Annotated in this window: 33 protein-coding genes; 28 read left to right on the forward strand and 5 right to left on the reverse strand. The window is 67.0% G+C overall.

What is annotated here, in order from left to right; all coding sequences use genetic code 11:
- Positions 1-49 precede the first annotated feature (49 nt).
- From N5D22_RS02650 to N5D22_RS02660, 3 genes are all read right to left on the reverse strand, one after another.
- Positions 50-577 carry a hypothetical protein gene (locus N5D22_RS02650; RefSeq protein WP_003497274.1) on the reverse strand — a complete coding sequence of 176 codons (528 nt, stop codon included), beginning with the start codon at positions 575-577 and terminating at the stop codon, positions 50-52.
- The gene (locus N5D22_RS02655; RefSeq protein WP_003497272.1) at positions 574-1,536 is read right to left on the reverse strand and encodes a hypothetical protein; all 963 of its coding nucleotides are present in this window, start codon (positions 1,534-1,536) and stop codon (positions 574-576) included. Before N5D22_RS02655 ends, N5D22_RS02650 begins: the two co-directional genes overlap by 4 nt.
- Positions 1,537-1,706: 170 nt before the next feature.
- Positions 1,707-2,306, reverse strand: a complete 600-nt coding sequence (locus N5D22_RS02660) for an SOS response-associated peptidase (protein WP_003497270.1) — start codon at positions 2,304-2,306, stop codon at positions 1,707-1,709.
- A gap of 276 nt (positions 2,307-2,582) precedes the next feature.
- Here N5D22_RS02660 and N5D22_RS02665 point away from each other — a divergent pair, with 276 nt between their 5' ends.
- The 10 genes from N5D22_RS02665 to N5D22_RS02710 all read left to right on the forward strand — a co-directional run bounded on the left by N5D22_RS02665 (position 2,583) and on the right by N5D22_RS02710 (position 8,946).
- Positions 2,583-3,539, forward strand: coding sequence for a zincin-like metallopeptidase domain-containing protein (locus N5D22_RS02665; RefSeq protein ID WP_003497268.1), 957 nt, complete (start codon positions 2,583-2,585; stop codon positions 3,537-3,539).
- A complete protein-coding gene (locus tag N5D22_RS02670) occupies positions 3,536-3,877 on the forward strand; it encodes a hypothetical protein (protein WP_003497267.1) in 342 nt (113 codons plus the stop codon). Before N5D22_RS02665 ends, N5D22_RS02670 begins: the two co-directional genes overlap by 4 nt.
- Positions 3,878-3,986: 109 nt before the next feature.
- Positions 3,987-6,155 carry a chromosome partitioning protein ParB gene (locus N5D22_RS02675; protein ID WP_024897972.1) on the forward strand — a complete coding sequence of 723 codons (2,169 nt, stop codon included), beginning with the start codon at positions 3,987-3,989 and terminating at the stop codon, positions 6,153-6,155.
- Between the two features lie 97 nt (positions 6,156-6,252).
- Positions 6,253-6,918, forward strand: a complete 666-nt coding sequence (locus N5D22_RS02680) for a hypothetical protein (protein ID WP_024897973.1) — start codon at positions 6,253-6,255, stop codon at positions 6,916-6,918.
- A complete protein-coding gene (locus N5D22_RS02685) occupies positions 6,915-7,112 on the forward strand; it encodes a hypothetical protein (RefSeq protein WP_003497264.1) in 198 nt (65 codons plus the stop codon). The genes N5D22_RS02680 and N5D22_RS02685 overlap by 4 nt, the downstream gene beginning before the upstream one ends.
- A 65-nt stretch (positions 7,113-7,177) precedes the next feature.
- Entirely contained in the window at positions 7,178-7,579 is a 402-nt protein-coding gene (locus N5D22_RS02690; protein WP_024897975.1) for a hypothetical protein, read from the forward strand.
- A gap of 9 nt (positions 7,580-7,588) precedes the next feature.
- Positions 7,589-7,783, forward strand: coding sequence for a hypothetical protein (locus N5D22_RS02695; protein WP_024897976.1), 195 nt, complete (start codon positions 7,589-7,591; stop codon positions 7,781-7,783).
- A gap of 77 nt (positions 7,784-7,860) precedes the next feature.
- On the forward strand, positions 7,861-8,130 hold the full coding sequence (locus N5D22_RS02700) for a DUF6117 family protein (RefSeq protein ID WP_003497260.1): 270 nt from the start codon (positions 7,861-7,863) through the stop codon (positions 8,128-8,130).
- Positions 8,127-8,426 carry a hypothetical protein gene (locus N5D22_RS02705; RefSeq protein ID WP_003497258.1) on the forward strand — a complete coding sequence of 100 codons (300 nt, stop codon included), beginning with the start codon at positions 8,127-8,129 and terminating at the stop codon, positions 8,424-8,426. The genes N5D22_RS02700 and N5D22_RS02705 overlap by 4 nt, the downstream gene beginning before the upstream one ends.
- Positions 8,427-8,523: 97 nt before the next feature.
- Positions 8,524-8,946, forward strand: coding sequence for an antirestriction protein (locus N5D22_RS02710; protein ID WP_003497256.1), 423 nt, complete (start codon positions 8,524-8,526; stop codon positions 8,944-8,946).
- Positions 8,947-9,027: 81 nt separating this feature from the next.
- On the opposite strand, the gene N5D22_RS02715 is transcribed toward N5D22_RS02710, so the two are convergent.
- Positions 9,028-9,426, reverse strand: a complete 399-nt coding sequence (locus tag N5D22_RS02715; protein ID WP_003497254.1) for a hypothetical protein — start codon at positions 9,424-9,426, stop codon at positions 9,028-9,030.
- A 259-nt stretch (positions 9,427-9,685) separates the two neighbouring features.
- Here N5D22_RS02715 and N5D22_RS02720 point away from each other — a divergent pair, with 259 nt between their 5' ends.
- From N5D22_RS02720 to N5D22_RS02745, 6 genes are all read left to right on the forward strand, one after another.
- Positions 9,686-14,044 carry a strawberry notch family protein gene (locus N5D22_RS02720; RefSeq protein WP_003497253.1) on the forward strand — a complete coding sequence of 1,453 codons (4,359 nt, stop codon included), beginning with the start codon at positions 9,686-9,688 and terminating at the stop codon, positions 14,042-14,044.
- Entirely contained in the window at positions 14,044-15,090 is a 1,047-nt protein-coding gene (locus N5D22_RS02725) for a toprim domain-containing protein (RefSeq protein ID WP_003497251.1), read from the forward strand. Before N5D22_RS02720 ends, N5D22_RS02725 begins: the two co-directional genes overlap by 1 nt.
- A gap of 328 nt (positions 15,091-15,418) precedes the next feature.
- Complete coding sequence (locus N5D22_RS02730; RefSeq protein WP_024897978.1) at positions 15,419-16,357, forward strand: DUF2493 domain-containing protein; 939 nt, start codon at positions 15,419-15,421, stop codon at positions 16,355-16,357.
- 165 nt (positions 16,358-16,522) lie between these two features.
- A complete protein-coding gene (locus N5D22_RS02735; protein WP_003497248.1) occupies positions 16,523-16,939 on the forward strand; it encodes a hypothetical protein in 417 nt (138 codons plus the stop codon).
- A 722-nt stretch (positions 16,940-17,661) separates the two neighbouring features.
- Positions 17,662-18,066: a single-stranded DNA-binding protein gene (locus tag N5D22_RS02740; protein ID WP_003497247.1), complete on the forward strand. Its 405-nt coding sequence runs from the start codon at positions 17,662-17,664 to the stop codon at positions 18,064-18,066.
- 543 nt (positions 18,067-18,609) lie between these two features.
- Complete coding sequence (locus N5D22_RS02745) at positions 18,610-19,158, forward strand: hypothetical protein (RefSeq protein ID WP_035242850.1); 549 nt, start codon at positions 18,610-18,612, stop codon at positions 19,156-19,158.
- Here the strand turns inward: N5D22_RS02745 and N5D22_RS02750 are convergent.
- On the reverse strand, positions 19,136-19,297 hold the full coding sequence (locus N5D22_RS02750) for a hypothetical protein (protein ID WP_279656020.1): 162 nt from the start codon (positions 19,295-19,297) through the stop codon (positions 19,136-19,138). The two genes, N5D22_RS02745 and N5D22_RS02750, sit on opposite strands and share 23 nt — an antisense overlap.
- 76 nt (positions 19,298-19,373) lie before the next feature.
- On the opposite strand from N5D22_RS02750, the gene N5D22_RS02755 reads away from it, so the two are divergent.
- From N5D22_RS02755 to N5D22_RS02810, 12 genes are all read left to right on the forward strand, one after another.
- Positions 19,374-19,640, forward strand: a complete 267-nt coding sequence (locus tag N5D22_RS02755) for a DUF2285 domain-containing protein (RefSeq protein WP_003500087.1) — start codon at positions 19,374-19,376, stop codon at positions 19,638-19,640.
- 122 nt (positions 19,641-19,762) lie between these two features.
- Positions 19,763-20,071, forward strand: a complete 309-nt coding sequence (locus N5D22_RS02760) for a DUF6499 domain-containing protein (protein WP_174005926.1) — start codon at positions 19,763-19,765, stop codon at positions 20,069-20,071.
- Positions 20,072-20,216: 145 nt separating this feature from the next.
- Positions 20,217-20,537 carry a DUF2285 domain-containing protein gene (locus tag N5D22_RS02765; protein WP_255411965.1) on the forward strand — a complete coding sequence of 107 codons (321 nt, stop codon included), beginning with the start codon at positions 20,217-20,219 and terminating at the stop codon, positions 20,535-20,537.
- 134 nt (positions 20,538-20,671) lie between these two features.
- The gene (locus tag N5D22_RS02770; protein ID WP_003500089.1) at positions 20,672-20,959 is read left to right on the forward strand and encodes a helix-turn-helix domain-containing protein; all 288 of its coding nucleotides are present in this window, start codon (positions 20,672-20,674) and stop codon (positions 20,957-20,959) included.
- A 12-nt stretch (positions 20,960-20,971) separates the two neighbouring features.
- Positions 20,972-22,168, forward strand: coding sequence for a replication initiator protein A (locus tag N5D22_RS02775; protein ID WP_003500090.1), 1,197 nt, complete (start codon positions 20,972-20,974; stop codon positions 22,166-22,168).
- Positions 22,165-22,818 carry a ParA family partition ATPase gene (gene parA, locus N5D22_RS02780; RefSeq protein ID WP_003500091.1) on the forward strand — a complete coding sequence of 218 codons (654 nt, stop codon included), beginning with the start codon at positions 22,165-22,167 and terminating at the stop codon, positions 22,816-22,818. Before N5D22_RS02775 ends, parA begins: the two co-directional genes overlap by 4 nt.
- Complete coding sequence (locus N5D22_RS02785; protein ID WP_003500092.1) at positions 22,815-23,573, forward strand: site-specific DNA-methyltransferase; 759 nt, start codon at positions 22,815-22,817, stop codon at positions 23,571-23,573. The genes parA and N5D22_RS02785 overlap by 4 nt, the downstream gene beginning before the upstream one ends.
- Positions 23,570-23,824, forward strand: a complete 255-nt coding sequence (locus tag N5D22_RS02790) for a hypothetical protein (protein ID WP_003500093.1) — start codon at positions 23,570-23,572, stop codon at positions 23,822-23,824. The genes N5D22_RS02785 and N5D22_RS02790 overlap by 4 nt, the downstream gene beginning before the upstream one ends.
- Entirely contained in the window at positions 23,821-24,339 is a 519-nt protein-coding gene (locus N5D22_RS02795) for a DUF2840 domain-containing protein (RefSeq protein WP_003500094.1), read from the forward strand. Before N5D22_RS02790 ends, N5D22_RS02795 begins: the two co-directional genes overlap by 4 nt.
- Positions 24,336-24,878 (forward strand): S26 family signal peptidase, encoded by a 543-nt coding sequence (locus N5D22_RS02800; RefSeq protein ID WP_003500095.1) that lies wholly within the window; start codon positions 24,336-24,338, stop codon positions 24,876-24,878. Before N5D22_RS02795 ends, N5D22_RS02800 begins: the two co-directional genes overlap by 4 nt.
- On the forward strand, positions 24,875-25,261 hold the full coding sequence (locus N5D22_RS02805; RefSeq protein ID WP_003500097.1) for a DUF736 domain-containing protein: 387 nt from the start codon (positions 24,875-24,877) through the stop codon (positions 25,259-25,261). The genes N5D22_RS02800 and N5D22_RS02805 overlap by 4 nt, the downstream gene beginning before the upstream one ends.
- Positions 25,262-25,987, forward strand: a complete 726-nt coding sequence (locus N5D22_RS02810; RefSeq protein ID WP_003500099.1) for a lytic transglycosylase domain-containing protein — start codon at positions 25,262-25,264, stop codon at positions 25,985-25,987.
- Positions 25,988-26,165 lie beyond the last annotated feature (178 nt).

Here is a 26,165-nt window from a genome sequence, read left to right on the forward strand (position 1 = left end):
CTGCTGCAACCACCGACGACCACCCTGTCGGACAACCCTTTCGTCCTGGTCAGAAATCGACAGACCAGACCTCTATCCCATTGCGTTCGAACTGCGGTCGGCGTTCGTTGCCGGGGAACAAGGGTGACATGAAGAATACGTACTTATATCGCTCCATGCGAGATGCGAGCTTAACAAGATCGGCTGCCAGCTTGCCGTTGTTGCGTGGATTGACAGCCGCAAAGGTCTCGGCGCCGACATAGCCGGCTTCCTCACTCATGATGTCGAGTTCAAGCGATGCGTGCGCGCCAGGGGCGAGCCGAAACCCGCTCACGTCTGGATGTAGGTTCAACAATTGGCGGGCAGCCGCGATGGCGACGGCGAAGGTCCAAGTCTGATTGATTTGCTCGATCAGATTTAACGGCCGATCCTCGAGGGGATGGAAGCCAATTGGATCGAACTTCATCCGGCGCAACAGGTCCAGCGGGTCCCCCGATTGCGACGCCATCCATTGTTGAGCCCGTGCGGCAGAGGCTCGCACCATCTCCATCAAATTATCCGTCTCGACGGCGGTGCGGATGACAATATCCTTCGTCACTCTCGCATAACCTTTTCCCAGGTGTGAGCGCAGTAGCTGCACAAACCGGGATAGTCTGGATTGTACTCATGGACCGTGATGTCGGCACTGCATCGACTGCACTCGCCACCGATCGTTTCCTTACATGCAAAGCAAATGCTCATTTCTCCATTCTCGACATAGGCGTCGGCGCTGCATTCGGGGCATGTCGCGATCGGTGACGAGTCACCGTTCTTGGCGGCATAATAGGCGTCGATCTCGTAGCTCGCCGACACGACCATCTCAGCAAGCTGCCGCTGATCGTACTCATGGCCACACTGGAAGCATTTGGCATCGGCCGCTTCGCTCTCGATATTGTCGCGGTCGGTCTGACCGATAAGAGACGAGCCACAATTGGTGCAAGACATACGATCCAGTTGCCCGATCTCACCGGGCCAATTCAGGCGCAGAAGGCTGTCCATGCAGCTCTTCTGGACCTTATTGAAGGCATTCGTCTCTTCAAGGATTGTATCCCAGACGTCCGCCAAGACGTCTTGCGGATCTTCTTTCAGCGTCTCCAGGAAGTCGATAACCATCGGAAATGAGGCGGCGATCGCCTCCTTCAGCGCTCCAACGGGTTCGGCCAGGTGATAATGCTCAAGATTGTTTCGGAATCGTTGCAGCTTTTCGATGTTCACGTCAGGCCAGGACAAGCCGAATTTCTTGAATCGGCTCTTGAGCTGGGCGAGATCTACCGTCGCATAGCCGACAACCTCATGGTCAACGCCGCCGTCACCATCGGGGACGGGTTCGAATTTCGCGCCGATGATCTCCATCGGATCGGCGTCAGGGGCGGCACGGACGAGGCATTCCTTGCCCAGTAACAGCACGCCCGCATAGTAGTTGCGCGCCGCACTCAACATGCGCGCGTCGGAACCCTCTCGGAAATCTTCGATACCGAGCACAATCGAAGTTACCGCATTCTCAAATATATCCGCCATGCCCCCGCCAACAGCTCCGAAACTTCCACAAATCTACCCTAGACTCTTCAAGGAAAGGCGTCACCTCGGCCGGGAAGCGGTCGAGCGCACTATCGCATGTTGGAGAAGCTGACGGCCGCTTTCGTCGTCGGATGCCGCTGTCATAGTGGCGGATGGAAGCGGCGATGGGGCTAGTCGGCACCCTTCCGCACCGTCTCGACCGAGAGGGAGACTTGCTCCAGCGGCCGTAATAACTCGGCCTCCGGTTTCGTCAGCCATAGCCAGGCCGCCCAATCTTCCGGCCGCAGCACCACGATCTGCCGGTCGTGGATCGGCTTCACGTCGGGACCGGGATCGGTCGTCAGCATGGCGAAGGAGGCCGGGTGATTGCCCTGCGCCTCGCGCCAGATGCCGGCGACGGCAAGGAAGGGCGCTCCGTTCAGCGTAAAGCGGTGCTTGGTCTTCGGATATTTCGTGCCGGTGAACTCGAAGAAGGCCGAGGCCGGGACGAGGCAGCGATGGGTGTTGGAGAAATCGCGCCCTTCCGAGCGGAAGTTGAACACCGGGCCGCCCTCGGGCCGGTTCGACGGCAATCCGAAATTCATCCGCTCCAGCTCGACCTCGCGGTCGTTCGCCGTCGCCCGCATCACCGGACCCATCTGGTTGATGCGGATGTCGTCATGTTCGGGAAGGTCAAGGTCGCTTTGTTGCGTCGGAATCCCAAGCTCCAGCGCCTGCATCATCCTGCAATACTCGACCCATTTCACATGCTGTTCATAGGCGTTGCACATGGATGGCAAGATAGGGCGGGACCGGAGCGATTTCGAGGCTGGCGGTCCTTCGCGATTTCCGGCGGTCCGTATCTATGCTTTTGCATTTATACGCTTCCACGGTTTTACGGTCTTGCGGGGGAAAGCCTTCCCCCTGGTCGGCACTTCGTTGCCGACACACCCCCTTCTGCGGGGAGACCCCGCAACGCCCCCCGAGAGTGAGAGTGCGGACGGGGTTTGCCGTGACGGGTTGAGGGCTGGGAGAGAGGCTCCCGGCGCCCGTCGCGGAGAACCGCGATGTCCAGACGTGACCGCACCCCTCGCGCCGGCTCGGACCGGACGAACCTCTATGACGAGATCACCGGCAAGATCATCGCCGAGCTCGAGGTCGGCCGCTTCCCCTGGGTCCAGCCCTGGGGCACGGCGTCGGCGAAAGCGCCGCTCGGCCTGCCGAGGAACGCCGCCACCGGCCGCAGCTACAGCGGCATCAACATCCTGATCCTCTGGGGCGCCGTCGTGCAGCACGGTTTTCCCGGTCAGGGCTGGCTCACCTACAGGCAGGCCGCCGCGCTCGGCGGCAATGTCCGCAAGGGCGAGCAGGGCACCACCGTCGTCTATGCCGACCGCTTCGTCCCAGAGGACGAGAAGCGCCGGGCGCGCGAGACCGGCGAGGAAGCCCAGGCCATCCCCTTCCTCAAGCGCTTCACCGTCTTCAATGCAGCGCAATGCGAACGGCTGCCCGACGACATCACCGTCGCGGTTCCGCCGCCGCCCCCCGGCCTGATCGAGCCGAGGGTCGAGGCGCTGATCAGGGCGACGGGCGTCGACTTCCGCATCGGCGGCGACAGGGCATTCTATGTACCGGCCGACGACTATGTGGTCGTGCCGCCGCCGCAAGCCTATTTCGAGCCGATCAACTGGCACCGGACGGCCCTGCACGAGCTGGGTCACGCCAGCGGCCATCGCAGCCGGCTGAACCGCGATTTCTCCTCCTCCTTCGGCACGAAGAAATATGCCTTCGAGGAACTGATCGCCGAGATGAGCGCCGCATTCTGCTGCGCGTCGCTCGGCATCGTCCCGACCGTGCGCCATGCCGACTATATCGGCTCCTGGCTCGACGTGCTGCGCGAGGATTCCCGCGCCGTGGTCCGCGCCGCCAGCCAGGCCAGCAAGGCGGCCGACTGGATATTGTCCTTCGCCCCCGATGACGGGCTGCGCCCGGTGGAGGCCGAGCCTGACAGGCGGGCGGCGTGATTGACCGCGCGCGACTTCACGCCGCTCTCGTGCGCATGGAAGCCGGCCTCGCCCGAAGCCGGGACAATCTCGCGCTGGCCGAGCGCGCGGTATGCCGCCGGGCCGAAGCCGAGGCGATCCGCCGGCGGCCGAAAGCGCGGCACTACCATCGTGCGATGAGCCGCTGGACCGGCGCGGACGAGGCGGAATACCGCCGCATCCTCGACGATCTGCTCAAGGCGTCCGGTCCCGATCTCGACCGGCTTCGTCGCAGGATCGTCCGGCAGGAGGCGGCGATCGACACGCTGCGGCGGAAATACGGGGTGGACGCGCCGCGGCCGTCGCTCCCCGCCCGGTGAGGCAGGCGCCCGCATCGGCGTTCCAGAGAGTGAGAGAGGGGATGGGGATTTCGTGACGGGTTGATAGCGGAGAGAGAGGCTCTCGGCGCCCGTCACGGAGTACCCCACCATGGCCCGAGCTGCCAAGAAGAAGCCCGCCCTCGCGATGATCGAGTTCTCGCGGTCGCGCGACATTCCCTTCAACCGCATCCATCTGTCGAACGACAATGTTCGCGAAGTCGACGCCGATGCGGGCCTCGATGAGCTTGAGTTCGATGTCGAGCGCCGCGAGGACCTGATCCTCGGCATCAATGTCCGCGCCGTTCTCGACGCCGACGGCAACGAGACCGGCGATTTCGAGACCCCGGCCGGCGGTCGCCGCTACCGCGTCATCGCCCGCCTGGTGGCAAAGGGTCGCTTCCCCGAGGACGGCCTGGTCCCCTGCCTCGTCAAGAAGGCCAATGCCAAGACCTCGGCCGTCGACGACTCGCTGGCCGAGAACACCTTCCGCGTCGGGCTGCATCCGCTCGACCAGTTCCGCGCCTTCAAGCGGATGGTGGATGGCGGCATGACCCACGAGGAGGTCGCCAGCGCCTACTTCACGACGACGCGCTATGTCGAGCAGCGCCTGGTGCTCGCCAAGGTCTCGCCCAAGCTGCACGAGGTCTATGCCGCGAACGGCATGACGCTCCGGACGCTGGAGGCGTTCACCGCCCATCCCGATCACGAACGCCAGGAGCAGGTTTGGGATGCCGTCCGGCAGTCCCACAACAAGGAGCCCTGGCAGATCCGGGAAATGCTCACCGAGACCGAGGTTCCCGCATCCGACAAGCGTGCGCGCTTCGTCGGCCTCGACGCCTATCTGGCGGCGAGCGGGTCTCTCCTGCCGCGCTATCTCTTCGACGATGACGAGGAGGGATGGCTGGAAGACGTGCCGCTTCTCGACCGGCTGGTCGGGGAGAAGCTGAAGGCGGCCGCGGATGCTGTGGCCGCCGAAGGCTGGAAGTGGGTCGAAGCAGACCTCGAACTTCCCTACGGCTATGACCACGGCCTGCGCGGCGTCGTCGGCACGCCGGCGGAACTGTCCAAGAAGGAGCGGCGCGAACGCGAGAAGCTGCGCAGCCAGCAGGAGCGGCTTGAGGCCAAGTACCCGGCCGATCAGGAGCTGCCCGAGGACATCGACCGGCGCCTAGGCGAGATCGAAAGGCAGCTCGAAGCCTTCGAGCGCCGCCCGACCGTCTATGATCCGGTCGAGATCGCCATCGCCGGCGCTTTCGTCACCGTCGACGAGGACGGCGAGCTTGTCGTCAATCGCGGCTGGGTGCGCCCCGAGGACGAGCCGGTCGAGACCGTCGACACCGAAGGCGTCGAGCCGGATGCCGGTATCGACGGCGAGGACGATGACGATCTCTCGCCCGAGGGACCGCGCACCGTCATCGCCGTCAACGGCCGGCCGGTCGAGCCAGAGGAGGACGTGGACGTCATCCGGCCGCTCCCCGAAAAGCTGGTGATCGAGCTGTCGGCGCATCGTACCATCGCGCTGCGCAACGCGGTCGGCAGCAATCCCCATGTCGCCATGACGGCGCTGCTGCACAAGCTCGCCCGCGACGCCTTCAGGCGATCCACCCATGGCGCGACCGTCCAGGTCTCGGTTCACGAGGTCTTTTGCGGCAATCAGGGAACCGACCTGAAGACCACGCCCTATGCGAAGGCCGTGGACAAGCGCCACGCCGCATGGAAGGCCAAGGTGCCGACCGACGACGATGCGCTCTGGGACTGGCTCGTTGCGCTCGACGACGAGAACCGCATGGCGCTGCTGGCGCATTGCATGTCTCTCGGGATCAACGCGCTCTACGAGCGGCCCAATCCCATGAGCGCCACCGGCATCTCCGAAAGGCAGCTCCAGGCGCGCATGGCGGAAGCCGACCGCCTGGCCCGCGTGACCGGCCTCGACATGGCGGAGGCCGGATTCCGGCCGACCGTCGCGAACTACTTCGGTCGCGTGACCAAGCAGCGCATCCTCGAAGCCATCGCCGAGGCCGTCGGCGAGAGCACCGCCAATCTCCTCGACAACCAGAAGAAGGACAAGATGTGGATGGCGTCCGAGGCGGAGGAGCGGCTGGCGAATACCGGCTGGCTCCCGGAACCGCTGCGTCTCGCCAGCGAAGAGCCCGCGATCGAGGGTGCAGCCGAAGAGGACGAGCCCGACGTGGCGCTTCCCGACTTCCTCGCCGGCGACGACGAGGCCCCCGAAGCCGGCACCGGCGAAGATCCGGCGGTGCTCGTCGCCGCCGAATAGTCCCACATCCGCGGGGCGGCCGCGGTCGCCCCGCATCTTCCCCCTTCCACCTCCAGGCCCGGCGCTCGCCGGGCCGTTTTCGTTTCAGGAGCACATCATGCCGATGTTCACCATCGAGACCGCTTACCGGCTCCCGGCCTACCGGACGCGGACATACGAGGCCGACACGCCCGAGCTGGCTTGCCGGCTCGCCATCGAGGACGACGATCGGGATGGCGATGCGATCGCCTACGAGTCGGCCGGCGAGACCTACGTCACCGGCATCTGGCCCGGACCGGATGCGCCCCTCGCACGGTCATCCATTGCCGTTCCCTCGCAGTTCGCGGAGACGGACGCCCGGAAGATCGCGCAGTTCGAGATCGTTCTCGGCCTGCTGAAGATGCTGGTCGCAGACGTTTGCGCGAATACCGCCACGGAGAGGGACTGGATCTCGCGCGCCTCCTGGGAGGTCGCACGCGGCGAGGCGATCATCGCCGGCGCGCGCGATCCCGACCCTGCCGCCGATCTTCCCGGACGTCGCCATGTCCTGGCATGGCTTGAGGAAGATCGAGTTCGCGATCGCATCGCGACGATCCTCGCAACCGATCCGGACTTCGGCGGCCTGTCGCCCGACGCCGTGACCGACTGCGAGATCAGCTCGGCATGCCTGGCTGTCGTCAGATCGACCGCTCCCGACGACCGGACCGGCACGGCCGAGATCCGCGCGGTGCTCACCGCCCTCGGACCGGCATTGTGGCGCAACACCAAGGGAGGCCGGCCATGATGCACTCGATCTATGCCGATCTCGGCATCACGGTGATCGACACCGACCGGGCGGTCCTGCGGGCGGCGGCGCGAATGCTTCCCGCCTGGGTCCGCCGGGACCGCTGCAAACGCCTTCTGCGCCGCAAGTTCTACCGCGAGATGCTGCGCTGCCACGCCGCGGCCCAAAGCGGCGCGTGGCAGACCTGGCACTGAGCCTTCCCACCATCCCGTCAACCAGACCGGCCGTCGCGCCCGGTGCTTTCCCTATGGAGCTTCCCATGCCCAGATTTGTTGTCCGCAAGGGCCACGATGCCTTTGTCTATTACGAAACCGTCGTCGAGGCCGGCACGCCCGCAGAGGCGCGAAGCGTCGCCGAAAGCGTCCGCTACGATGGCGAATGGATCGCCACCGGCGAGGTGCAGGAGTTCGACGATTATGAAATCGACGAATCCACCGGCGTCCGTCTTCTCGAAAAGGGTGAGACGGTCGAGGCGTTCCTGATCGTCGCCATGACCGCCCACGAGCGCGATGCGGTGCTCGCCGGTCTTCGCACCCTTCAGCTCGCCCTTGTCAACGGGCCGCTCGATCCGGTGTTCCTGGACATCTACAACAACGACGGCGCGCACGCCGGGCTCGATCTCCCCGAGATCGACGCGCTGTGCGAGCGCATCAACGTGTAGGTGGCCGCGATGTACGCCACCTATCTCCGTCTCGCTGTTCCCGTGTGGGAACGCGGCCGCACGGTCGTCGGGGCGGCGCGGCGCAAGCTGTCCCGCTCCGCCCTGCGCGATCCCGACAGGCGGGACGCGCGCAAGCGCTTCTATCGCAAGATGCTGCGCCACCACGCCGAGGCGCAACGCCTCGTCGCGCGCTTCCGCCTCTGACGCCTGCGTCTCCCCGATCGCAATCCCCATCCATCGCCCGGCCATCGCGCCGGGCGTTCTCGTTTCAGGAGCCTGACATGGCCATTCCCGATCACGCCCGCACCAACTTCAACACGCTTCTCCGCGCCGCCGGCGACGGCAATCTCGCACTCATGGAGTGCCTGGATGCCGTCACCGGCGAGCGCCGTTACGTCCTTTGCGCCGTCGGCCGCGCGGAGGACGGCGATTTCGTCATGACGCCCTTCGGCCATCTGGCCGATGGCAATCCCTACGACGCCTACCTGCCGCCCGATCCCGACGATCCGGACGGCTTCATCGCCAGGTCGGGCGAGGGAGCCGCGTCATGATCACCGTCGACGAGATACTGGCGGCGGACCTTCGTTGCCCGCCCTCGCAGCGCTCGCTGCCCTGGCCCGAAACGCGCGATGGCGTCACCGTCGTCGTCGAGCCGAAGCCGCATTGGGCCGCCGACATGACGGCCTTCCGGCTTCAGGATCGGTCCTATTGCTACTACGCCGACTGGACCGAGAACGGCCCGGCCGCGCGCTTCTTCGATCACCCCGAGACCTGCGGCCGCGAGGTGATGGCGAAGGCGCGCGACATGCTGGTGCGGGAGATCGCCGGCGGCCTCTGGCGCCTGTGAGCGAGGGAGAGAAGGGACGGGGCCTGGACGGTTCGGGGCGGTTGAAGAGAGAGCGCCGCCCGGACCTGTCTCCTTCCTCTCTCCGGAGAACCAGGCCATGACCCTTCAAGCCACTGCCCGCCAGACCGCAACGATCGTAGCGGACGATTGCCGCGAAACCTTCCTGCCGACCCTGTTCGGCCTGCGGCTCCTCATCATCGCGGAAAACACCGTCTATCATGTGATGGAGCGGCTCAGCCCCTATGACTATCGCGGGGGCTTCTGGAATTTCTACGAGTATGGGGGCCGCCCGCTGTTCCTCGCCCCCGCGTCGCGATCGCCCATGCGGATCGAAAGCGGGCTCACCGAGTTTCGCGGCGAGGTGTCGGCCGAGGCCGCCGGCATCATCGCGACCCTCTTCGTCCTCTCGAACCTCGCGCTGCGCCACGATTCCGACCATCTGGCGGAAGCCTACCATCGCCTCGCAGCCTATTCGAAGGGACATGCCGAAGCTTCGGCTATCTTCGCGGCGATCGACTGACTTGACCGGGCGCCTCGCCTCACGGCGGGGCGCTCTCGTCGTGTTCGCGATGGCCCGTTCGGCGCGGCGGGGGCGGCCGTCCTACCATTCGCCCTTCTGTCCTTCGGCGGCATAGTCGAAGCGCAAGGTCCACGGCCTGACGGGCCGATGGTCATCCGTCCGCGTCACGCGCAGTCGCGACATCCTCGGCACGACGGTCGGTGCGGTGTCGAAAACGACGGGGATCGTGTAGACCGCCTGCGCCTGCCGGTTCTGGTAGCGGGCCTCCGCGCTGACGATGATCGCGGGCGCGATGTCCCAGAACTCCGACAGGGCGGCGAGGAGAAGCGCGATCGCGATGATGCAGGCACGGAAGGCGGTCGAGGTCGACCAATGCCCCTCTCCGAAATCCGGCAAATCGGACGTGATCGTCGATGCCGCGAACGCCAGGATGATGAGCCAGTAGAATCTCGGCGCACGCGGAAGCAGCCATGTCCTCACGAGCTTAATCCTTCCAATATCGCGGTTGTTTCGGGATTTGCGCAAGCAAACCGGCGCAAAATCCAGCCCGCTCAATTGTAGATCAAAGCCGTCGTCTCAACGAGGTGACGGCCGGAAACCTCCGGCGGCGAACGGCTGCTCTCGGCGATTTCGCGGAAGCTGTGAGAGGAAGAGAGGGGCCGGGACGGATTTGAGCCGGTGCGGTCGAGAGAGAGCGCTGCGCGGCTCGTTTCCGTCCACTCTCCCGAGGTTCCCCATCATGAACATGATATCCGCAACCGCGGCCGCCGAGGTCGCCGCATCGCTTCCGCCCGTCGCTGCGTCCGCCACGCCCTCGGCGATCGTCGTTGCCGCGCAGATCCTCCTTTCTGACCTCGAACGCGGCCAGCGCGTCGACGCCACCATGCTGCGCGGCGCGATGGAAACCGCCTTCGGCGGCTCCGACACTGCCGGCGCCTGGGACTGGAAGACCGCCTACGAAGCCTGCGAGGTCGCGACCGTCCTCATGCTGCGCAAATACGGAAAGCCGCTTTTCCGCAAGGCCGGCTCCGCCGCCGCGGTCCTGCCGCAGCTTTCCAAGATCGCCGGCCTGATGCCGACGCATACGCGCCGCTCCGAGGAGGCGCAGACCTTCCAGCAGTTCTCCACCCCGATCCCGCTCGGCCTGGCAGCCTCGTTCGCCGCAGCCATCACGCCGGCCGACCGCGTGCTGGAGCCCTCGGCCGGAACCGGGCTTCTCGCCATCCTGGCCGAGATCGCCGGCGGCTCGCTCCTGCTCAACGAGCTGGCCGACACCCGCGCCGATCTTCTCTCCCACCTCTTTCCGGCCCTTGCCGTCACGCGCTTCGACGCGGCCCAGATCGACGATCACCTCGACCGGGCTCTCCTTCCGACCGTCGTTCTCATGAACCCGCCTTTTTCGGTGATGGCGAATGTCGAGGGCCGCATGGCCGACGCCGCCTTCCGCCATGTCGCCTCGGCGCTGGCGCGCCTTGCGCCCGGCGGCCGGCTGGTGGCGATCACCGGGGCGAATTTCGCGCCGGACGCACCGGCCTGGTCCTCGGCCTATGCCCGTCTGCAGGAACGCGGCCGCGTCGTCTTCTCCGCCGCGATCGACGGGTCGGTCTATGCCAAGCACGGCACGACCATCCCGACGCGGCTCACCGTCATCGACAAGCTGCCGGCGGACGATCCGACCGCGTTCCCGACCGCGCCCGGCGTCGCGCCGGACGTCGCCACGCTTCTCGGATGGCTGGCCGAGCATCTCCCGGCCCGCCCGCCGGTCGACCCTTCCATCGCCGTGCCCATGGCCGCGACCGCCGCGCCCCGGACCGTGCGCGCCTATATCAACCGGGCGGCGAAGGCCGCGCCGGCTGTGGCGCATCGCGAGCCGGAGGGCGTTCCGCTCGCCTATGAGACGGTCGACTGGAAGCCTGCCCAGGCCGGTCGCCTGTCGGATGCGATCTATGAGGAATACGGTCTCCAGACCATCCGGATTTCCGGGGCTTGCGCGCATCCCACCCAGCTCGTCCAGTCGACGTCGATGGCGAGCGTCGCCCCGCCGAAGCCGAGCTATCGCCCGATGCTGCCGGCGGACGTGCTCGGCCTGCTGTCGGACGCGCAGCTCGAAACGGTGATCTATGCCGGCGAGGCGCATTCCGACTTCCTCGCCGGCGCATGGACGGTCGACGACACCTTCGACAAGCTGAGCGCCGCGGCCGAGGACGCCAGCGGCGCCGTCCGCCTCCGCCAGGGCTTCATGATCGGCGACGGCACCGGCGTCGGCAAGGGACGCGAGTCGGCCGCGATCATCCTCGACAACTGGCTGCAAGGAAGGCGCAAGGCGGTCTGGATATCGAAGTCCGACAAGCTGATCGAGGACGCGCAGCGCGATTGGGGCGCGCTCGGCATGGAGCGCCTGCTGGTCACGCCGCTGTCGCGGTTCCCGCAGGGCAAGCCGATCACGCTGAACGAGGGCATCCTATTTCTAACCTATGCCACGCTGCGCTCCGACGACCGCGGAGAGAGGGTTTCGCGCGTCCGGCAAATCGTCGAATGGTTTGGCTCCGACGCCGATGGAGTGATCATTTTCGACGAGGCGCACCAGATGCAGAACGCCGCTGGCGGCAAGGGAGAACGCGGTGACGTTGCCGCCTCGCAGCAGGGTCGCGCCGGGCTGCGCCTCCAGCATGCGCTGCCGAACGCGCGCATCGTCTATGTCTCCGCCACCGGCGCGACCACCGTCCACAATCTCGCCTATGCGCAGCGGCTCGGCCTGTGGGGCGGCGAGGATTTCCCCTTCGCCACGCGCGCGGAGTTCGTCGAGGCGATCGAGGCCGGCGGCGTGGCGGCGATGGAGGTGCTTGCCCGCGACCTGCGCGCCCTCGGCCTCTACACCGCCCGCTCGCTCTCCTTCGCCGGCGTCGAATACGAGCTGGTCGAGCATGAGCTGACGCCCCAGCAGGTCCGCATCTACGACGCCTATGCCGCCGCCTTCGCCATCATCCATAACAATCTGGATGCGGCGATGCAGGCCGCCAACATCACCGGCGGCGGCGAAGGCGGCTCCGGCACGCTGAACAGGCAGGCGAAATCCGCCGCCCGCTCGGCCTTCGAAAGCGCCAAGCAGCGCTTCTTTGGCCATTTGTTATGCAGCATGAAAGCGCCGACCCTGCTGCGCTCGATCGCCGCCGATCTGGAGGCGGGCCATTCGGCCGTCATCCAGATCGTCTCGACCGGCGAGGCGCTGATGGAACGGCGGCTGGCGGAGCTGCCGACCGAGGAGTGGAACGACGTCCGCGTCGACATCACGCCGCGCGAATACGTCCTCGACTATCTCGCCCATTCCTTCCCGGTCCAGCTCTACGAGCCGTTCACGGACTCGGAGGGCAATCTGTCGTCGCGCCCGGTCTATCGCGACGGCCTGCCGGTCGAAAGCCGCGAGGCCGTCGCCCGACGCGACGCGCTGATCGCCAAGCTCGCCAGCCTGCCGCCGGTTCCCGGCGCGCTCGACCAGCTCGTCCAGCATTTCGGGACGGACATGGTTGCCGAGGTGACGGGCCGCTCGCGGCGCATCGTGCGCAAGCCCGGCGGCAGCGTCACCGTCGACCGTCTCGTCGTCGAGACGCGCGCAGGCGCCGCCAATCTCGCCGAGACACAGGCGTTCATGGACGATCAGAAGCGCGTGCTCGTCTTCTCCGACGCCGGCGGCACCGGCCGCAGCTACCATGCGGAGAAGTCGGCGAAGAACACGCGGCTGCGCGTCCACTATCTGCTCGAGGCGGGCTGGAAGGCGGACACCGCCATTCAGGGCCTCGGCCGGACGCACCGCACCAATCAGGCACAACCGCCGCTCTTCCGGCCGATCTCGACGAATGTGAAGGCGGAGAAGCGCTTCCTGAGCACGATCGCACGCCGCCTCGACACGCTGGGCGCGATCACGCGCGGCCAGCGCCAGACCGGCGGCCAGGGCCTGTTCCGGCCCGAGGACAATCTGGAGAGCCCCTACGCCCGCGACGCGCTGCGTCAGCTTTATTTCCTGCTGGTGCGCGGCAAGGTCGAGGGATGCTCGCTCGACCGCTTCGAGCAGGCCACCGGGCTGAAGCTGATGGACTCGAACGGCCTCAAGGACGAGCTGCCGCCGATCACGACCTTCCTGAACAGGCTGCTGGCGCTGACGATCGAGCTTCAAGGCGTGCTGTTCACCGCCTTTGAAGGGCTGCTGACGGCCCGCATCGAAGGTGCCATCGCGTCCGGCACCTATGACGCCGGGCTGGAGACCCTGCGCGCCGAAAGCTTCGTCGTCGTCGATCGCCAGACGATCTACACCCACCCCCGCACCGGCGCGGAAACCAGCCTGCTCACGATCAACGAACGCAGGCGCAACCGGCCGGTGACGCTCGACGCAGCTCTTGCCGAACTTGCCGATCCGCGCGCGAAGCTGCTCGTCAACGAGCGCTCCGGCCGGGCCGCCGTGCAGATACCAGCGAGCAGCGTCATGCTCGACGACGGCGAGATCGACCGCCGTGTCCGCCTGATCCGCCCGACCGAGGCGCACAACATCCCGATCCGCCTCATGGGCGGGACGCACTGGGCCGAAGCCGACCGGGATGCCTTCGCATCGGCCTGGGAAGCCGAGATCGCCGAGGTGCCGGAGTTCACCGATGCGAGGCTTCACATGGTTACGGGCTTGCTGTTGCCGATCTGGAAGCGCCTGCCCAACGACTCGACGCGCGTCTATCGGCTCCAGACGGACGATGGCGAGCGCATCATCGGCCGGCAGGTCTCTCCGGCCTGGGCCGCAACCGCGACCACGACCGGCGCCGCGTCGATCGCGCCCGACGACGCCTTCGCCGCCTTGATGGACGGCCGCACCATCCTCGACCTCGCCGAGGGCCTTCAGCTTCGCCGGGTGCGCGTCATGGGCGCGAACCGCATCGAACTGTCGGGCTTCGACGACACGATGCGCGAGCGCCTGACGGCTTACGGGCTGTTCCACGAGATCATCTCGTGGAAGCTGCGCATGTTCGTGCCGAGCGACGCCAGCGGCCCGGACGTGCTTGCCAGGGTGCTCGATCGCTGGCCGGTCGAGCGCATCGGCGAGCGGGAGGCGGCGTGATGCCCCGTCCCGACGCCTCCGAGCTGGCGATCCGCCTCGGCCATCACGCCGAAGCGGTTTGCCGCGAATACCTGTCGTCCGGCCGGCGCGCCGGACGGTACTGGCAGGTCGGCGACGCCCGCAACAGCCCCGGACGCTCGATGTTCGTGCGCCTGACCGGGCCGGAAACCGGCAAGGGCGCGGCAGGCAAATGGACCGACGCATCGACCGGGGAGCATGGCGATCTCCTCGACGTCATCCGCGAGGCGCTCGGCCTCGTCGACTTCAAGGACGTAGCCGAGGAAGCGCGCCGGTTCCTCTCGCTCCCGCATCCCGAGCCTGCGACGACGGGGGCACCGACCGGCAGGACCTCCAGCCCCGCGCCGTCGGGGTCGCCGGAAGCCTCGCGCCGGCTTTTCGCGATGTCGCAGCCGATCGGCGGCACGCTTGCGGAAATCTACCTCAACGGGCGGGCGATCACGTCCCTCTCCGGCGTCGCCGCGCTGCGCTACCATGGGCGGTGCTACTATAAACCGGATGCGCATTCGCCCACCGAGATCTGGCCGGCGATCGTCGCGTCCGTCACCGACCTCGACGGCAAGCAGACCGGCGCGCACCGCACCTGGCTTTCACCGGACGGTTCGGGCAAGGCGCCCGTCGATTCACCGCGGCGGGCGATGGGCGATCTTCTCGGGCACGGTGTCCGCTTCGGCGCCGCCGGTGAGGTGCTGGCGGCCGGCGAAGGCATCGAGACCGTGCTATCGCCCCGTCAGGTCCTGCCCCACATGCCAATGATGGCGGCGCTTTCGGCCGCACACCTCGCCGCCATCCTGTTCCCACTGAGCCTGCGCAGGCTCTATGTCCTCCGGGATCGCGATCCGGCAGGGGACGGTGCGCGAGACAGCCTGGTCGCCAGAGCAACGAGCCTCGGGATCGAGGCGATTTCCCTGTCGCCGAAGCTTGAGGACTTCAACGATGATCTGCGCTGGCGCGGCGTCGACGCCCTCCGGGCGACCCTGTTGGAGCAGGTTCATCCCGATGACGTCCGCCGTTTCGTGGAGGGCTGAGGCGATCGGCAGGGGATGCGGTGTGGATCAGGCGTCTCCACTTGCCGTCTCCCTTCATCATCGCAAGCGACCTTTGCTGTCGGAGAGCCCACGCCCACGGCCTTCTGAGAGGGCGATCGGCCCACAAACGGCCCGGCCGGGCAATGGCGCGGCGCGCGGCTATTTTCCGCCGGCGGGGCGAGCCCCGCCTTTGCAGCGCGAAACAAAATAGCCGGGCTTGGCCATCGAGGCCCTCGCGAGAGGCGAGGGCTGCCAGTCCGGTCCGCCTGTGGGCGTCGACGCCTGCGAAGGCCGCGATGGGCGCGGTCTCCAGACAAGGACGCTCACGATGACGAACGAAGACGAAAACGCAGGTTACGAGCCGATCCACACCGCATCCCCCACCGATCATGTCCTCAACGAACTCCAGCTCTACGGCTGGCGGCCATATCAGGACGAACCAGATCCGAGGCCGCTTCCGGAGGGCAATGCCGTCGCCGCAGCCGTCGCAGATATCTTCGATGCCCTCGTCGCGACCCTCGGCGACACCCGCCTCGAACCCGATCTCGAAGAGCTGCTCTGGGGAGCCGTCAATCTCTTCCACCGCGCCACCGGCCGGGTGGAGCGCGAGCTGGACGACAACGAGCGGGCGCAGCGCCGGTTTCAGACGGAACAGGACGGCAGCGAGGTGAAGTCGGTCGAACTCGAACGCCTCACGGCAGAGGGCCAGACCATGATCGAACGGCGCAACAGCATGGAACTCTTCCGCGATGTCGCCGCCGAAGCCTTCGAGCACCACACCGGCAGCGCCTGGAGGCCCCGCACCGGCTCGAAGGTCAGCCATCGCAATCTGACCGCCGCGATGATCGACTCCAGAGACTACCTTGCCGCGAAGCGCCGGGCTGAGAAGGAGGTGCTGCTGCCCGCCGGTCCGAAAGTTGCCGTCTCGGGCGGAACCGACTTCAACGATCATACCCTGATCTGGGCGAAACTCGATCAGGTTCGTGCGAAGCACGCCGACATGGTGCTCATCCACGGCGGCGCGAAGACGGGCGCGGAACGCATCGCCGCCCGCTGGGCAGCCAGCCGCAAGGTGCCGCAGATCGCCTTCGAGCCCGACTTCCAGAAGTATCCGGCAAAGCAGGCTCCCTACAAGCGTAACGACACGATGCTGGAAGTCCTGCCGGTCGGCGTCCTCGTCTTCGGCGGCGGCGGCATTCAGGGAAACCTCGCGGACAAGGCCCGCAAGCTCGGCATCCCGACCATGCAGTTCGAGGGCGGCGCGTAAAGCGCCGCCTTCCGGCAACCCTTCACCGGCCGAATACTTGACTACGGGAGATGATGATGGCTTTGATTGAACATCCTTGCAGAACCGGCACAGCAGCATAGTCGCAGGCGGAGCGTATTCACCGGAAGCCTGTCGTGATCCTCAACCGTTCATGCGGAGGCTTCCATGTCGCTGATCCTGCTCGCTATCTCCCTGACCATCATGCTCTGCATCATCGCCTATAATCTCGCGATCTATGCACTGCCCTTCATGGTCGGCCTCACGGCCGCACAATATGCCTGGGCCGCCGGCGCGGGCCTGTTCATGACCGGCTTCGCCGCCATCGCCGCCGCCCTGGGGGCGATCGCGCTGGTGATCGGCGTTCTCGGCTTCGCGAAGAACCCGGCCCTGCGCCTGATCGCACTCGCGATCTTCGCAGTTCCCGCCGCCATTGCCGGCTATGCCCTTGTCCACGGCGTTACGAAGAATGCGGTCGACTCTGCGATCGTGCTCAATCTGCTCGGCGGCACGGGCGGCCTGTTCATCGGCATCGCCGCCATGGTCAATCTCAATGCCCTCGGCGTCTCGGTCTTCTCGCGCTGATCCGGCATCGCGATCCGCCGCTCCCAGGACAAACTGAGGCGGCTTGCGCCGCCCGCCCTTCGGCCTCCCGCTCAGAACGCGATGCAGCGTCGGCGCCGGTCGGCCCATGCGCCCGCTTCGGGTCTGCTTCGCCCGGTCAGGAGCGGCCGATCATCGGCATGAGCCCGCAGGCCGCGAGCGTCTTTCGCCCGCTGGCCAACTCCCCTCGTGTCGTGAAGGCTGGCCGCGACCACCTTCATTTCCGCCTCGCCACGATGCTAATGGACCGCACTGCCGGCCGTCGAACCGGGGGACGCAGCGCCGTTCCGTGCCTTCAGCACCCGTCAGCCCTCTTCATTGCCTTCCCGGAGGCCCATGCCCTCCGAGCAGCGAGACGCGGGTGGCCGGAAGCGGATGATGGAGGTGTCGTCCCGGCGGCGCGGAATCATCGGGCCTGACGTTTCGCTGTTGCCGGCGAGAATGGCGATGGTCTGCCGTGCGTCTGATCCCGTGTGCGTTCAGAGGCACCAATCCCTCCGACTGACTGATCCCCTAAGACCGTTCGGTTTCCGGCCGCAACCCACGCGGCTCCGGACCGTGTTGCCGCGCAAGCGCGGCTGCCCGCCCCACTCCGGGCCTTATGGGCGAGCTGCCCGCGAGCGTGCAGTTGCAGGCGTCTCCCGCCGGCCTTGGCCGGGTCTCGTCGGAGGGATGGTCCCTCCGAGAAGCAACGGAGACTTACAATGCAGAACATCGTCATTCTCGCCGGTAACATCGGTCAGGACCCCGAAACCCGCACCACCCAGGGCGGCACCCGGATCACCCACTTCACGTTGGCCACCTCGCGCCCCCGCTACTCTGAAGGCAAGGTTGTCCGGGACGAGAAGGGCTACCGGGTTCAAGACACTGAATGGCACCGGATCACTGCCTTCAACGGCCTCGGCAAGACGGTCCAGGACTATTGCAAGAGCGGTATGAAGGTGCTGGTTCGCGGCCGCATCCACTACACGAAGTGGAAGGACCAGGAAGGCAACGACCGCTACGGATGCGAGATCATCGCCGAGACGGTCGATTTCCTGAGCCGGGCAAAGCAGACCGAAAATGAGCGGGGCGGACAGACCGACTACGACGACGACATCCCGTTTTGAGCGGGAGGCCCAAGGCCCGGCGGCGCAAGCCGCCGGGTTTCTCCATGTTCGCGACCGATCGCGCCGCCGGAAGATTTACCGGCCCGAACCGCCCCGCGCTGCGGCGCGACGGTCCGAGGTCTTCGCCGGGGCATCGGGCAGGTCCAAAAACCGGCATCCACTTTTTGGCCCGATGCTCCCCTGATGAAAGGGGGGGCGGAGCCGCCCCTCTCAAACTCACCCCGAAGGGTCAGGGCAAAGCCCCGCCCCCTCCAGCTCCCCCACCCATGAAGGGGGTGCGACACCCCCTCCAAACCACCCCGGCCCATACGGACGCGGCCCCTGTCGGGGCCGCGGGCTATCTCTCTCTGACTGCGCATTGTACGCCAGCCCATCCGGCCTCAAGGACTGCGCGGCCCCTCCAATTTTCGACTCCGTTCCTTGCTAGGCCCGGATCAGAAAATCGGTTCCTCCGCTTGCCGCACGGCGGCCGCGTTCCGCGTTCCCTGACCCCTCTGTGCTGAGGCGTGGACACCTTTCGTCAGAAACGAAAGGAGACTTAGAATGTCCAAGCTCGATTTCCTCGACTTCCATGCGAAGTTCATCGCCTTCGGAAATCAGGTTCGTGCGAACCGCGCCGAGTGCGACACGCGCTTTGCCGAGGTCGTCCATGACCGGCTCGCCGATGCGCTCGAGCAGCTTGCCGGGTTCTGCCGGGAAGGCCATCGGGCGGAAGCGTTGCTTCGGACCGAAACCGATCCGGCCGCGCGCGAGGCCCTGGAAATGACCATCGACTTCTGCGTCGGCGATCTCGAAACCAGCGGCGGCGGCTTCTATCCCTGGCATCTCCTGGATTGCATCGATCCGGAGATAGACTGGGGCGGCTACAGAGATCCGGTCGCGGAAATGTGGTGCCCTCGTCCGATCCCGGAGAGCTTCACGGTCAGCGACGAGCACCTGTGCGGCCTCGGCGGGATCATCCGGCGGATCGCGGCCGATACCGGCATCCGCTTCACCACCTATCTCTACTACGACTGCATCGGGCCGGACGGGGCGGCGGGCATCGAACCCGCGATCTACGAGACCCCGATCAGAAACGACAGATACCGATAGTGCCGGAGAGGCGGCGGACGGCATCATGTTTCTGAGCACCGATCAGGGTGAGGGCTTGATGCTTGTTCGGCCGAAACAACAGCACCGCAAAGAATACTGATGCCGCTATTTCCTTCTGAAGCAAACCTTCCTTTGTCATTCTGCCATGCCGGGCTGGCACATTGGCGGCGCGCTGGAGCGCAATCCCAGGGGACAAGCCATGATCGGACCCTGCCGTGACCGACAACGCCTTTCTCGATGCACCGCCGGATTGCCCGGAACTGACACCCTACGACCGCAAGAACATGAAGCGCTACTTCCGCCTGCACGACTCGGCTGCGGACGGCGCGTGCTGGCGGGAGGCGGTCTCGATCCTGTTCGGCCTCGACGCGGACAGCGAGCCTGAACGCGCGCGGCACGTCTACGACACCCACCTGGCGCGGGCGCGCTGGCTGACCGAGCAGGGCTATCGCCATCTCGTGCGCGAAGGATACCGGAAATAAGCGATCACCGTGATGCCTGCGCGGCAACATCCGTTGCCAGCGATCGGGCTTCCGCGAGCAAGCGGCAATTGTAATCATCACTCCTCTGCACGCCCTAATTCTACGACTGCGAGGAGGAGGCGATGAAACCCGACATATCGCAGTGGCGATCTTCCTCCACCTACGACTTCCTGGACGATATCGACTCCCCTGACATCGCCTGGGAGTGGCTTCGCCGCAATGCGAAATATCAGGGCGACTACCGGGCCGTGGCGGACGCGGCGGTCGACGATACGCCTGCCACCGTAGACCTGATCAACAACTGGGGGCTTTGCTTTCCCCGTCCGGCCCGGCCTCTCGGCCGTAGAAACGCCGGTATTCTGGCTGCCCGGCCACGACACCGGCGCTCTCGTCCTCGCCGCCACGCCGCCAATCCTTTCCGGCGGACTTGATCTCTCGGCCGCGCTCGGGTCGGCCGAGGCCAGAGCGAGCGACGACGGCGAATATTTCCGGTACGACCTCGGCGGCGGCCGCTACCTCAATCTCGTACGCCTTTCCGGCGCTGACGCCGGCGGACCGCTCTCGATCGTCATTCCGATCGATACGGACGGGCTCGACCGCGCCGATGCCGTCCAACGCCTGTTCAGCCGGCTGTTGCGGCGGCGCGTGCCGGAGGACCGGCGTCTGACCCGCCAGCAACGCCGGCGGGCGCGGCACATGCTCCAGGCTGTCGATGGCCGCATGAACGGCGCTACCTACCGCGAGATCGCGGGCGTCATCTACGGACAGGCCCGGATCGCCGACGAGCCCTGGAAGACGTCGGCCCTGCGCGATGCCGTCATGGATCTCGTCAAGGACGCCTTCTCCATGATCGAGGGCGGCTATCTCAGCCTCCTGCGCCGGCGCCGGCGCAAATAATCCGGCGTCGGGCCAGGGGGTGCGATTTTAGCATCGCCATCTTCGCACTCCCCCCTGCCGTTGCTTCTTCGCCACCGTGGCCTTCGACCGCCGCTGACCATCAGCGGCCTCGCGAACCCCACGGAGGCCCGATCATGACGCCCGACATTTCCGACCTGCCGCCACGCTATCTTCGCACGCCCGAGGCCGCGCTATACCTCGGCCTGTCTGGCCGGACCCTCGAAAAGCATCGCACCTACGGCACCGGCCCGGCCTATCGCAAGCTCGGCGGCCGCGTCGTCTACGCGATCGACGACCTCAAAGCCTGGGCCGAGCGGGGCGCTGTCACCTCGACCGCCGATCCACGCGGCTCGGTCTTGCCCGCCAAGCGCCACGCTTCCCTGGTGTCGCCCGCCTACAACGGCGTGCGGCGGCATCGCTGAGGCGGACCCGGCATGCAGCGCCGCCGCCTCATCACGCCCAGCGAACGCAACACGCTCGATCCTTTCGTCGTCGCGACCGGCGATGCGCGGCCGCGCGACCAGCGCGATCTCATGGAACGGCCGTTCTTCTCGCTGGCCAAGGCCAAGCGCGTCGTGCCGATCCTCTACGAGGCCGGCGACGTGCGCGTCGAGGTCCTTGCCGTGCAGGAGCACGGCATGGCGACCATCTGGGACGCCGACGTCCTGATCTGGGCCGCGAGCCAGATCGTCGAAGCCGAGAATCTCGGCCTTCGAACCTCGCGCTTCCTGCGCTTCACCCCTTATCAGCTTCTCACCGCGATCGGCCGCGAGACCGGCGCGCGCGACTACAAGCTCCTCAAGGGCGCACTCTCGCGGCTCCAGTCGACGGTCATCCGCACCAACATCCGCCAGGGCGAGAACTGGCGGCGGCACCAGTTCTCGTGGATCAACGAGTGGGAGGAACTTTCCCGCGCCGACGGCCGCGTCGAGGGCATGGAGTTCGTCCTGCCCGACTGGTTCTACCGGGGCGTCGTCGACCGCTCGCTGGTCCTCACCATCGATCCGGCCTACTTCCGATTGAGCGGCGGCATCGAGCGGTGGCTCTACCGCGTCGCCCGCAAGCACGCCGGACGCCAGCCCGGCGGCTGGCTGTTCGACGTTCCGCACCTCCATGAGAAATCCGGCAGCCTGGTGCGCGTCTCCGACTTCGCGCTCCAGCTCCGCCGCATCGCCCTGCGCCAGCCGCTGCCCGGCTACCGCCTGCGCATCGAGCGGGAGGGCCGCCGCGAACTGCTAAGGATCGTACCGGTCAGCCCGTCAGCGGCCCCTGTGGACAAGGCTGTGGACGCGATCGGGATTTCGCACGCAGCACTATCGGGATTTCGCACGCAGGCGGTATCGGGACTTCGCACGCACGCACCACAGTTAAGTCTCTGGCCCGAAACCACGATTCCCGGCCTTAACTTAGAGTCTAATAGAGAATCTAACATTGTTGGGCGCGCGCGCGATGTGGAAAACCTCATCCGCAGCGCCGCCAGAAGTCTCGATGCCGGCGTCACGAAGACGAAACACGGACATGGGCCGCAGGCTAGTCCGGTTACGTCTTTCCGTAAATCCTCCCTTACGGCCGACGATACTTCAAACGCGCCGACGCCGCCCCGATCCCGAAAGCCGGGAGGGCACACATGATCGTCGCCGTGCTCAACCAGAAGGGCGGCGTCGGCAAGACGACGCTCGCCCTCCATCTCGCCGGCGAATGGGCGCGGCGCGGCCAGCGCGTCACCCTGATCGACGCCGACCCGCAGGGCTCCGCGCTCGACTGGTCGCAGCAGCGCGGGCGGGAGGGCCTGCCACGCGCCTTCGGCGTCGTCGGCCTCGCCCGCGACACGCTGCATCGCGAAGCCCCGGAACTCGCCCGCGACGCCGACCACATCGTCATCGACGGACCGCCTCGTGTCGCCGGACTCATGCGCTCCGCGCTGCTCGCCGCCGACCTCGTGCTGATGCCGGTGCAACCGTCGCCGCTCGACGGCTGGGCCTCGGCGGAGATGCTGGCGCTCCTGACGGAGGCGCGCATCTACCGGCCTCAGCTCGTCGCCCGCTTCGTCCTCAACCGCTGCGCCGCCCGCACGGTGATCGCGCGCGAGACGGCCGAGACGCTGGCCGAGCACGATCCGCCGGTGCTCGCCACGACGATCGGCCAGCGCGTCATCTTCGCCGACGCCGCGCAGACCGGACGGCTTGCCTGCGAGATCGCCGCCGACAGCCTGGCCGCGCGCGAGATCTCGGCGCTGGCGGCCGAGATCGCGCGGCTCGGCGTCGGGAGGACCGCGCCATGACGGTGCTTTCCGAAACCCTCCTGGCCGGCGATTGCCGCGACCTCATGCCGGAACGCGGCCCGTTCGACATGATCCTCGCCGATCCGCCTTACGGCGACACCTCGCTCTCCTGGGACCGCCGCGTCGAAGGCTGGCTTCCGCTCGCGCGGGCCGCCCTCAAGCAGACCGGCTCTTTGTGGGTGTTCGGTTCGCTGCGCAGCTTCATGGTCACGGCGATCCGGTTCGCGGATGCAGGCTTTCGCATCGCGCAGGAGATCGTCTGGGAGAAGCAGAACGGCTCCAGCTTCCATGCCGACCGCTTCAAGCGGGTGCATGAGCTGGCCGTTCAATTCTATCCCGCCGAGACGCCTTGGCGCGACGTCTACAACGATGTCCAGACGACGCCGGACGCGCTGGCGCGCACGGTGCGGCGAAAGAAGCGGCCGCCCCTTACCGGCCAGATCGACGCCGGCCACTATGTCAGCCAGGACGGCGGGCCGCGCCTCATGCGCTCGGTCATCTACGTGCGCAACGCGCATGGCCGCGCCATCCATCCGACCGAGAAGCCGTCCGCGCTTCTCGAAATCCTGATCCGCACGAGCTGCCCTCCTGGCGGCCTGGTCGGCGACTGGTTCGCCGGTTCGGGCGCGGCGGGCGAAGCCTGCCGGCTTTCCGGCCGCCGCTATCTCGGCTGCGAGATCGACGCCGCCATGGCCGAGCGTGCCCGCGCGCGCATCGCCTCCGTGCTGCCATTCGACGCGGGAGCCGCGCCATGACGGTCCGCACGGAAAAGCGCGGCTTCGCCTCCCGGCCCGGCGACGCCGAAGGCTGGATCAAGGCTGGCGAGACGCCGCCCGCGCGCAGTGGCGATGCCGCCGCCTTCACCGCGCGCCTCACCATCGACATCACGCCCGAGCTGCGCGGCCGCATCAAGATCGCCGCCTTCCGGCGCGGCGTCACGGCGTCCGACATGCTCCGCGAGCTGCTCGAACGCGAATTTCCCGACCGCCAAGGAGACATGCCATGACCGGCAATGCGGCCTACCGCTTGCGCGGCCGTCCGCTGCCGAACGGACCGGCGCCCTTCACCACGCTCGTCGAACTCACCTGGATCGAGAAGCGGATCGAGTGCTGGATCAGGTTCGGCCAGGAGAGCTACGAGCAGAAGCTCGACCGCCGCCGCAGGCTCGTCGGCTTCGCGCCCGAGACGATCTTCTGCCTCGTGCGCTGGGCCGCCAACGAGCACGGCACGATCATCTCGCGCGTCGACATCGTGCGCGCCGTCGACCGAGGCGAGCCGTTCCAGACGCTGCCATTCGTGCGGCCCGGCGGCGACATCCTGCTCAAGATCGACGGCTGGCCGAAGGTTGAGCGCGTGCTCCAGATCGTCGACGCGATCGAGGCGCAGGGCATCGATCCCGCCGAGGTTTCGCCCGACCACTGGCGGCACGTCCACAACCGGCTCGCCGCGGGTCACGAACCGCGCGCCTACACCGTCACCCGGCACAAGGCGTTTCTCCTGCGCCGGAGGGCGGAGCCATGACCCGCCTCGGCTACGCCGTCGTGACGTGCCTCGCGGCCACGGGCGCGGTCGCGGCGGCGATCGTCCCGGCGCCGACACGGCTGATCTGGAACGCGACCGCCAGCGCGCCAGTCGGATTCTACACGGTCGAGCCCGCCGTTGCCCTGGAAGTACCGGATCTGGTCGCCGTGCTGCCGCCCGAGCCGCTCGCGAGCTTCATGGTCGCGCGCGGCTATGTCGGTCGCGGCGTGCCGCTCCTCAAGCGCGTGCTCGGCCTGCCGGGGCAAAGGGTCTGCCGCACCGGGCGCACCATCACGGTCGACGCGGTGGAGATGGGCGAGGCGCTGGAGCGCGACCGTATGGGCCGCGACCTGCCCGCCTGGCAGGGCTGCCGGGTGATCGGCGACGGCGAACTCTTCCTCATGAACGACGTCCGCGACAGCCTCGATGGCCGCTACTTCGGCGCGCTTCCCGCCTCGGCGGTCATCGGCCGCGCGATGCCTCTCTACACCGATGACGACGGCGATGGCCGCTTCGTCTGGCGCGCGCCGACGCGGTGACGACGCGCTCCTTTCATCCTCACCGCAACGCACAGGAGACGAAAACCATGGCGCATCTCGGCCACTTCACCCGCACAGAAACCGGCTTCGAAGGGCGCTTCCACGCGCTCGGCATCGACGAGCCGCTCACTTTCGTTCCAGCCGAACCATTGGAGACCGAGAACGCGCCGCAATACCGCATCCTGCTCGGCGATCAGGACGGTCTCGACATTGGCGCGGGCTGGTCGCATGTCGGCGAACGCGCTGGCGAGTTCGTCTCCGTCGACCTCTACAGCCCGCTCTTTGGCGGCATTCTGCGCGCCAATCTCTTCCGCGACCCCGACGACGAGACGGTCTGGGGCCTGCACGTCACTCCCTCGAAGAAGAAGCGGGCGGAGGACTGAATGGTGCCGGTCCAACCTTCCGCCAGCGTCGGACCACCTTCCGCCGCCCGACGCCCAGCACTCCTCCTTCTTCTTTCCGGCCTGATCTTCGCCGCGCCCTCGGCGTTCCCGGCTTACGCGCAGACCGTGCAGCCGGCGCGCAACGCGGCCGCCGATCCGCATGCCGCCCACGTTGCCGAGGCGTCGCGACGCTTCGCCATTCCGCAGGCGTGGATCGTCGCGGTAAAGCGCGCCGAAAGCGCCGGCGACATGCGCGCCGTGTCCCCGGCCGGTGCGATGGGCCTGATGCAGATCATGCCCGCGACCTGGGCCGAGCTGCGCGGTCGCTATGGCCTCGGCCGCGATCCGTTCGCGCCGCGCGACAACATCCTCGCGGGCACGGCCTATCTGCGCGAGATGCTCGACCGCTACGGCAATGTCGCGGCGATGCTGGCGGCCTACAATGCAGGGCCGGCGCGGCTCGACCAGCATCTCGCGACCGGCCGTGCGCTGCCCGCCGAAACCCGCGCCTATGTCGCGGCGATCCTGCCGGCAATCGGCGTGAAAGCCGACCTCCGCGCCGCCGCCATGCTGCGCGGCAAGCGCCGCGGATGGCGGGATGCGCCGCTCTTCGTCGGCGCGCCCGGCGATGCGGCCGCCTCCCTACCGGCGCGCCGTCAGCCTGCCGTCGCGCCGCAGTCCGGCGACCTCTTCATCGCCCGTTCGGGCGCTGGAGGTCCGAGATGACGGCGTTCGCGGTCTCGGTCGGCGTAGCGTGCAACCGGCGAGGATCGGCGGGGTGGCCGGGGAGGCGCAGAACCACAACCGGACGATGGCGAGATAAAAAGGCGCGAGGTGCGCCTGATTCCGGTTGTGGTTTTTCAAGGAGTTACGCGCCGTCTGCGCGATGTGCGCGGTTCTGGCG

The organism is Agrobacterium sp. GD03872, assembly GCF_029840625.1.
Taxonomy (GTDB): domain Bacteria; phylum Pseudomonadota; class Alphaproteobacteria; order Rhizobiales; family Rhizobiaceae; genus Agrobacterium; species Agrobacterium fabrum_A.

Excerpts from the sequence above, each read along its gene's own strand:
- N5D22_RS02655 (WP_003497272.1), bottom strand. The coding sequence starts at position 1,536 with ATGGCGGATATATTTGAGAATGCGGTAACTTCGATTGTGCTCGGTATC.
- N5D22_RS02660 (WP_003497270.1), bottom strand. The coding sequence starts at position 2,306 with ATGTGCAACGCCTATGAACAGCATGTGAAATGGGTCGAGTATTGCAGG.
- N5D22_RS02665 (WP_003497268.1), top strand. The coding sequence starts at position 2,583 with ATGTCCAGACGTGACCGCACCCCTCGCGCCGGCTCGGACCGGACGAAC.
- N5D22_RS02675 (WP_024897972.1), top strand. The coding sequence starts at position 3,987 with ATGGCCCGAGCTGCCAAGAAGAAGCCCGCCCTCGCGATGATCGAGTTC.
- N5D22_RS02680 (WP_024897973.1), top strand. The coding sequence starts at position 6,253 with ATGCCGATGTTCACCATCGAGACCGCTTACCGGCTCCCGGCCTACCGG.
- N5D22_RS02685 (WP_003497264.1), top strand. The coding sequence starts at position 6,915 with ATGATGCACTCGATCTATGCCGATCTCGGCATCACGGTGATCGACACC.
- N5D22_RS02690 (WP_024897975.1), top strand. The coding sequence starts at position 7,178 with ATGCCCAGATTTGTTGTCCGCAAGGGCCACGATGCCTTTGTCTATTAC.
- N5D22_RS02695 (WP_024897976.1), top strand. The coding sequence starts at position 7,589 with ATGTACGCCACCTATCTCCGTCTCGCTGTTCCCGTGTGGGAACGCGGC.
- N5D22_RS02700 (WP_003497260.1), top strand. The coding sequence starts at position 7,861 with ATGGCCATTCCCGATCACGCCCGCACCAACTTCAACACGCTTCTCCGC.
- N5D22_RS02705 (WP_003497258.1), top strand. The coding sequence starts at position 8,127 with ATGATCACCGTCGACGAGATACTGGCGGCGGACCTTCGTTGCCCGCCC.
- N5D22_RS02710 (WP_003497256.1), top strand. The coding sequence starts at position 8,524 with ATGACCCTTCAAGCCACTGCCCGCCAGACCGCAACGATCGTAGCGGAC.
- N5D22_RS02720 (WP_003497253.1), top strand. The coding sequence starts at position 9,686 with ATGAACATGATATCCGCAACCGCGGCCGCCGAGGTCGCCGCATCGCTT.
- N5D22_RS02725 (WP_003497251.1), top strand. The coding sequence starts at position 14,044 with ATGCCCCGTCCCGACGCCTCCGAGCTGGCGATCCGCCTCGGCCATCAC.
- N5D22_RS02730 (WP_024897978.1), top strand. The coding sequence starts at position 15,419 with ATGACGAACGAAGACGAAAACGCAGGTTACGAGCCGATCCACACCGCA.
- N5D22_RS02735 (WP_003497248.1), top strand. The coding sequence starts at position 16,523 with ATGTCGCTGATCCTGCTCGCTATCTCCCTGACCATCATGCTCTGCATC.
- N5D22_RS02740 (WP_003497247.1), top strand. The coding sequence starts at position 17,662 with ATGCAGAACATCGTCATTCTCGCCGGTAACATCGGTCAGGACCCCGAA.
- N5D22_RS02745 (WP_035242850.1), top strand. The coding sequence starts at position 18,610 with ATGTCCAAGCTCGATTTCCTCGACTTCCATGCGAAGTTCATCGCCTTC.
- N5D22_RS02750 (WP_279656020.1), bottom strand. The coding sequence starts at position 19,297 with ATGACAAAGGAAGGTTTGCTTCAGAAGGAAATAGCGGCATCAGTATTC.
- N5D22_RS02760 (WP_174005926.1), top strand. The coding sequence starts at position 19,763 with ATGAAACCCGACATATCGCAGTGGCGATCTTCCTCCACCTACGACTTC.
- N5D22_RS02770 (WP_003500089.1), top strand. The coding sequence starts at position 20,672 with ATGACGCCCGACATTTCCGACCTGCCGCCACGCTATCTTCGCACGCCC.
- N5D22_RS02775 (WP_003500090.1), top strand. The coding sequence starts at position 20,972 with ATGCAGCGCCGCCGCCTCATCACGCCCAGCGAACGCAACACGCTCGAT.
- parA (WP_003500091.1), top strand. The coding sequence starts at position 22,165 with ATGATCGTCGCCGTGCTCAACCAGAAGGGCGGCGTCGGCAAGACGACG.
- N5D22_RS02785 (WP_003500092.1), top strand. The coding sequence starts at position 22,815 with ATGACGGTGCTTTCCGAAACCCTCCTGGCCGGCGATTGCCGCGACCTC.
- N5D22_RS02790 (WP_003500093.1), top strand. The coding sequence starts at position 23,570 with ATGACGGTCCGCACGGAAAAGCGCGGCTTCGCCTCCCGGCCCGGCGAC.
- N5D22_RS02795 (WP_003500094.1), top strand. The coding sequence starts at position 23,821 with ATGACCGGCAATGCGGCCTACCGCTTGCGCGGCCGTCCGCTGCCGAAC.
- N5D22_RS02800 (WP_003500095.1), top strand. The coding sequence starts at position 24,336 with ATGACCCGCCTCGGCTACGCCGTCGTGACGTGCCTCGCGGCCACGGGC.
- N5D22_RS02810 (WP_003500099.1), top strand. The coding sequence starts at position 25,262 with ATGGTGCCGGTCCAACCTTCCGCCAGCGTCGGACCACCTTCCGCCGCC.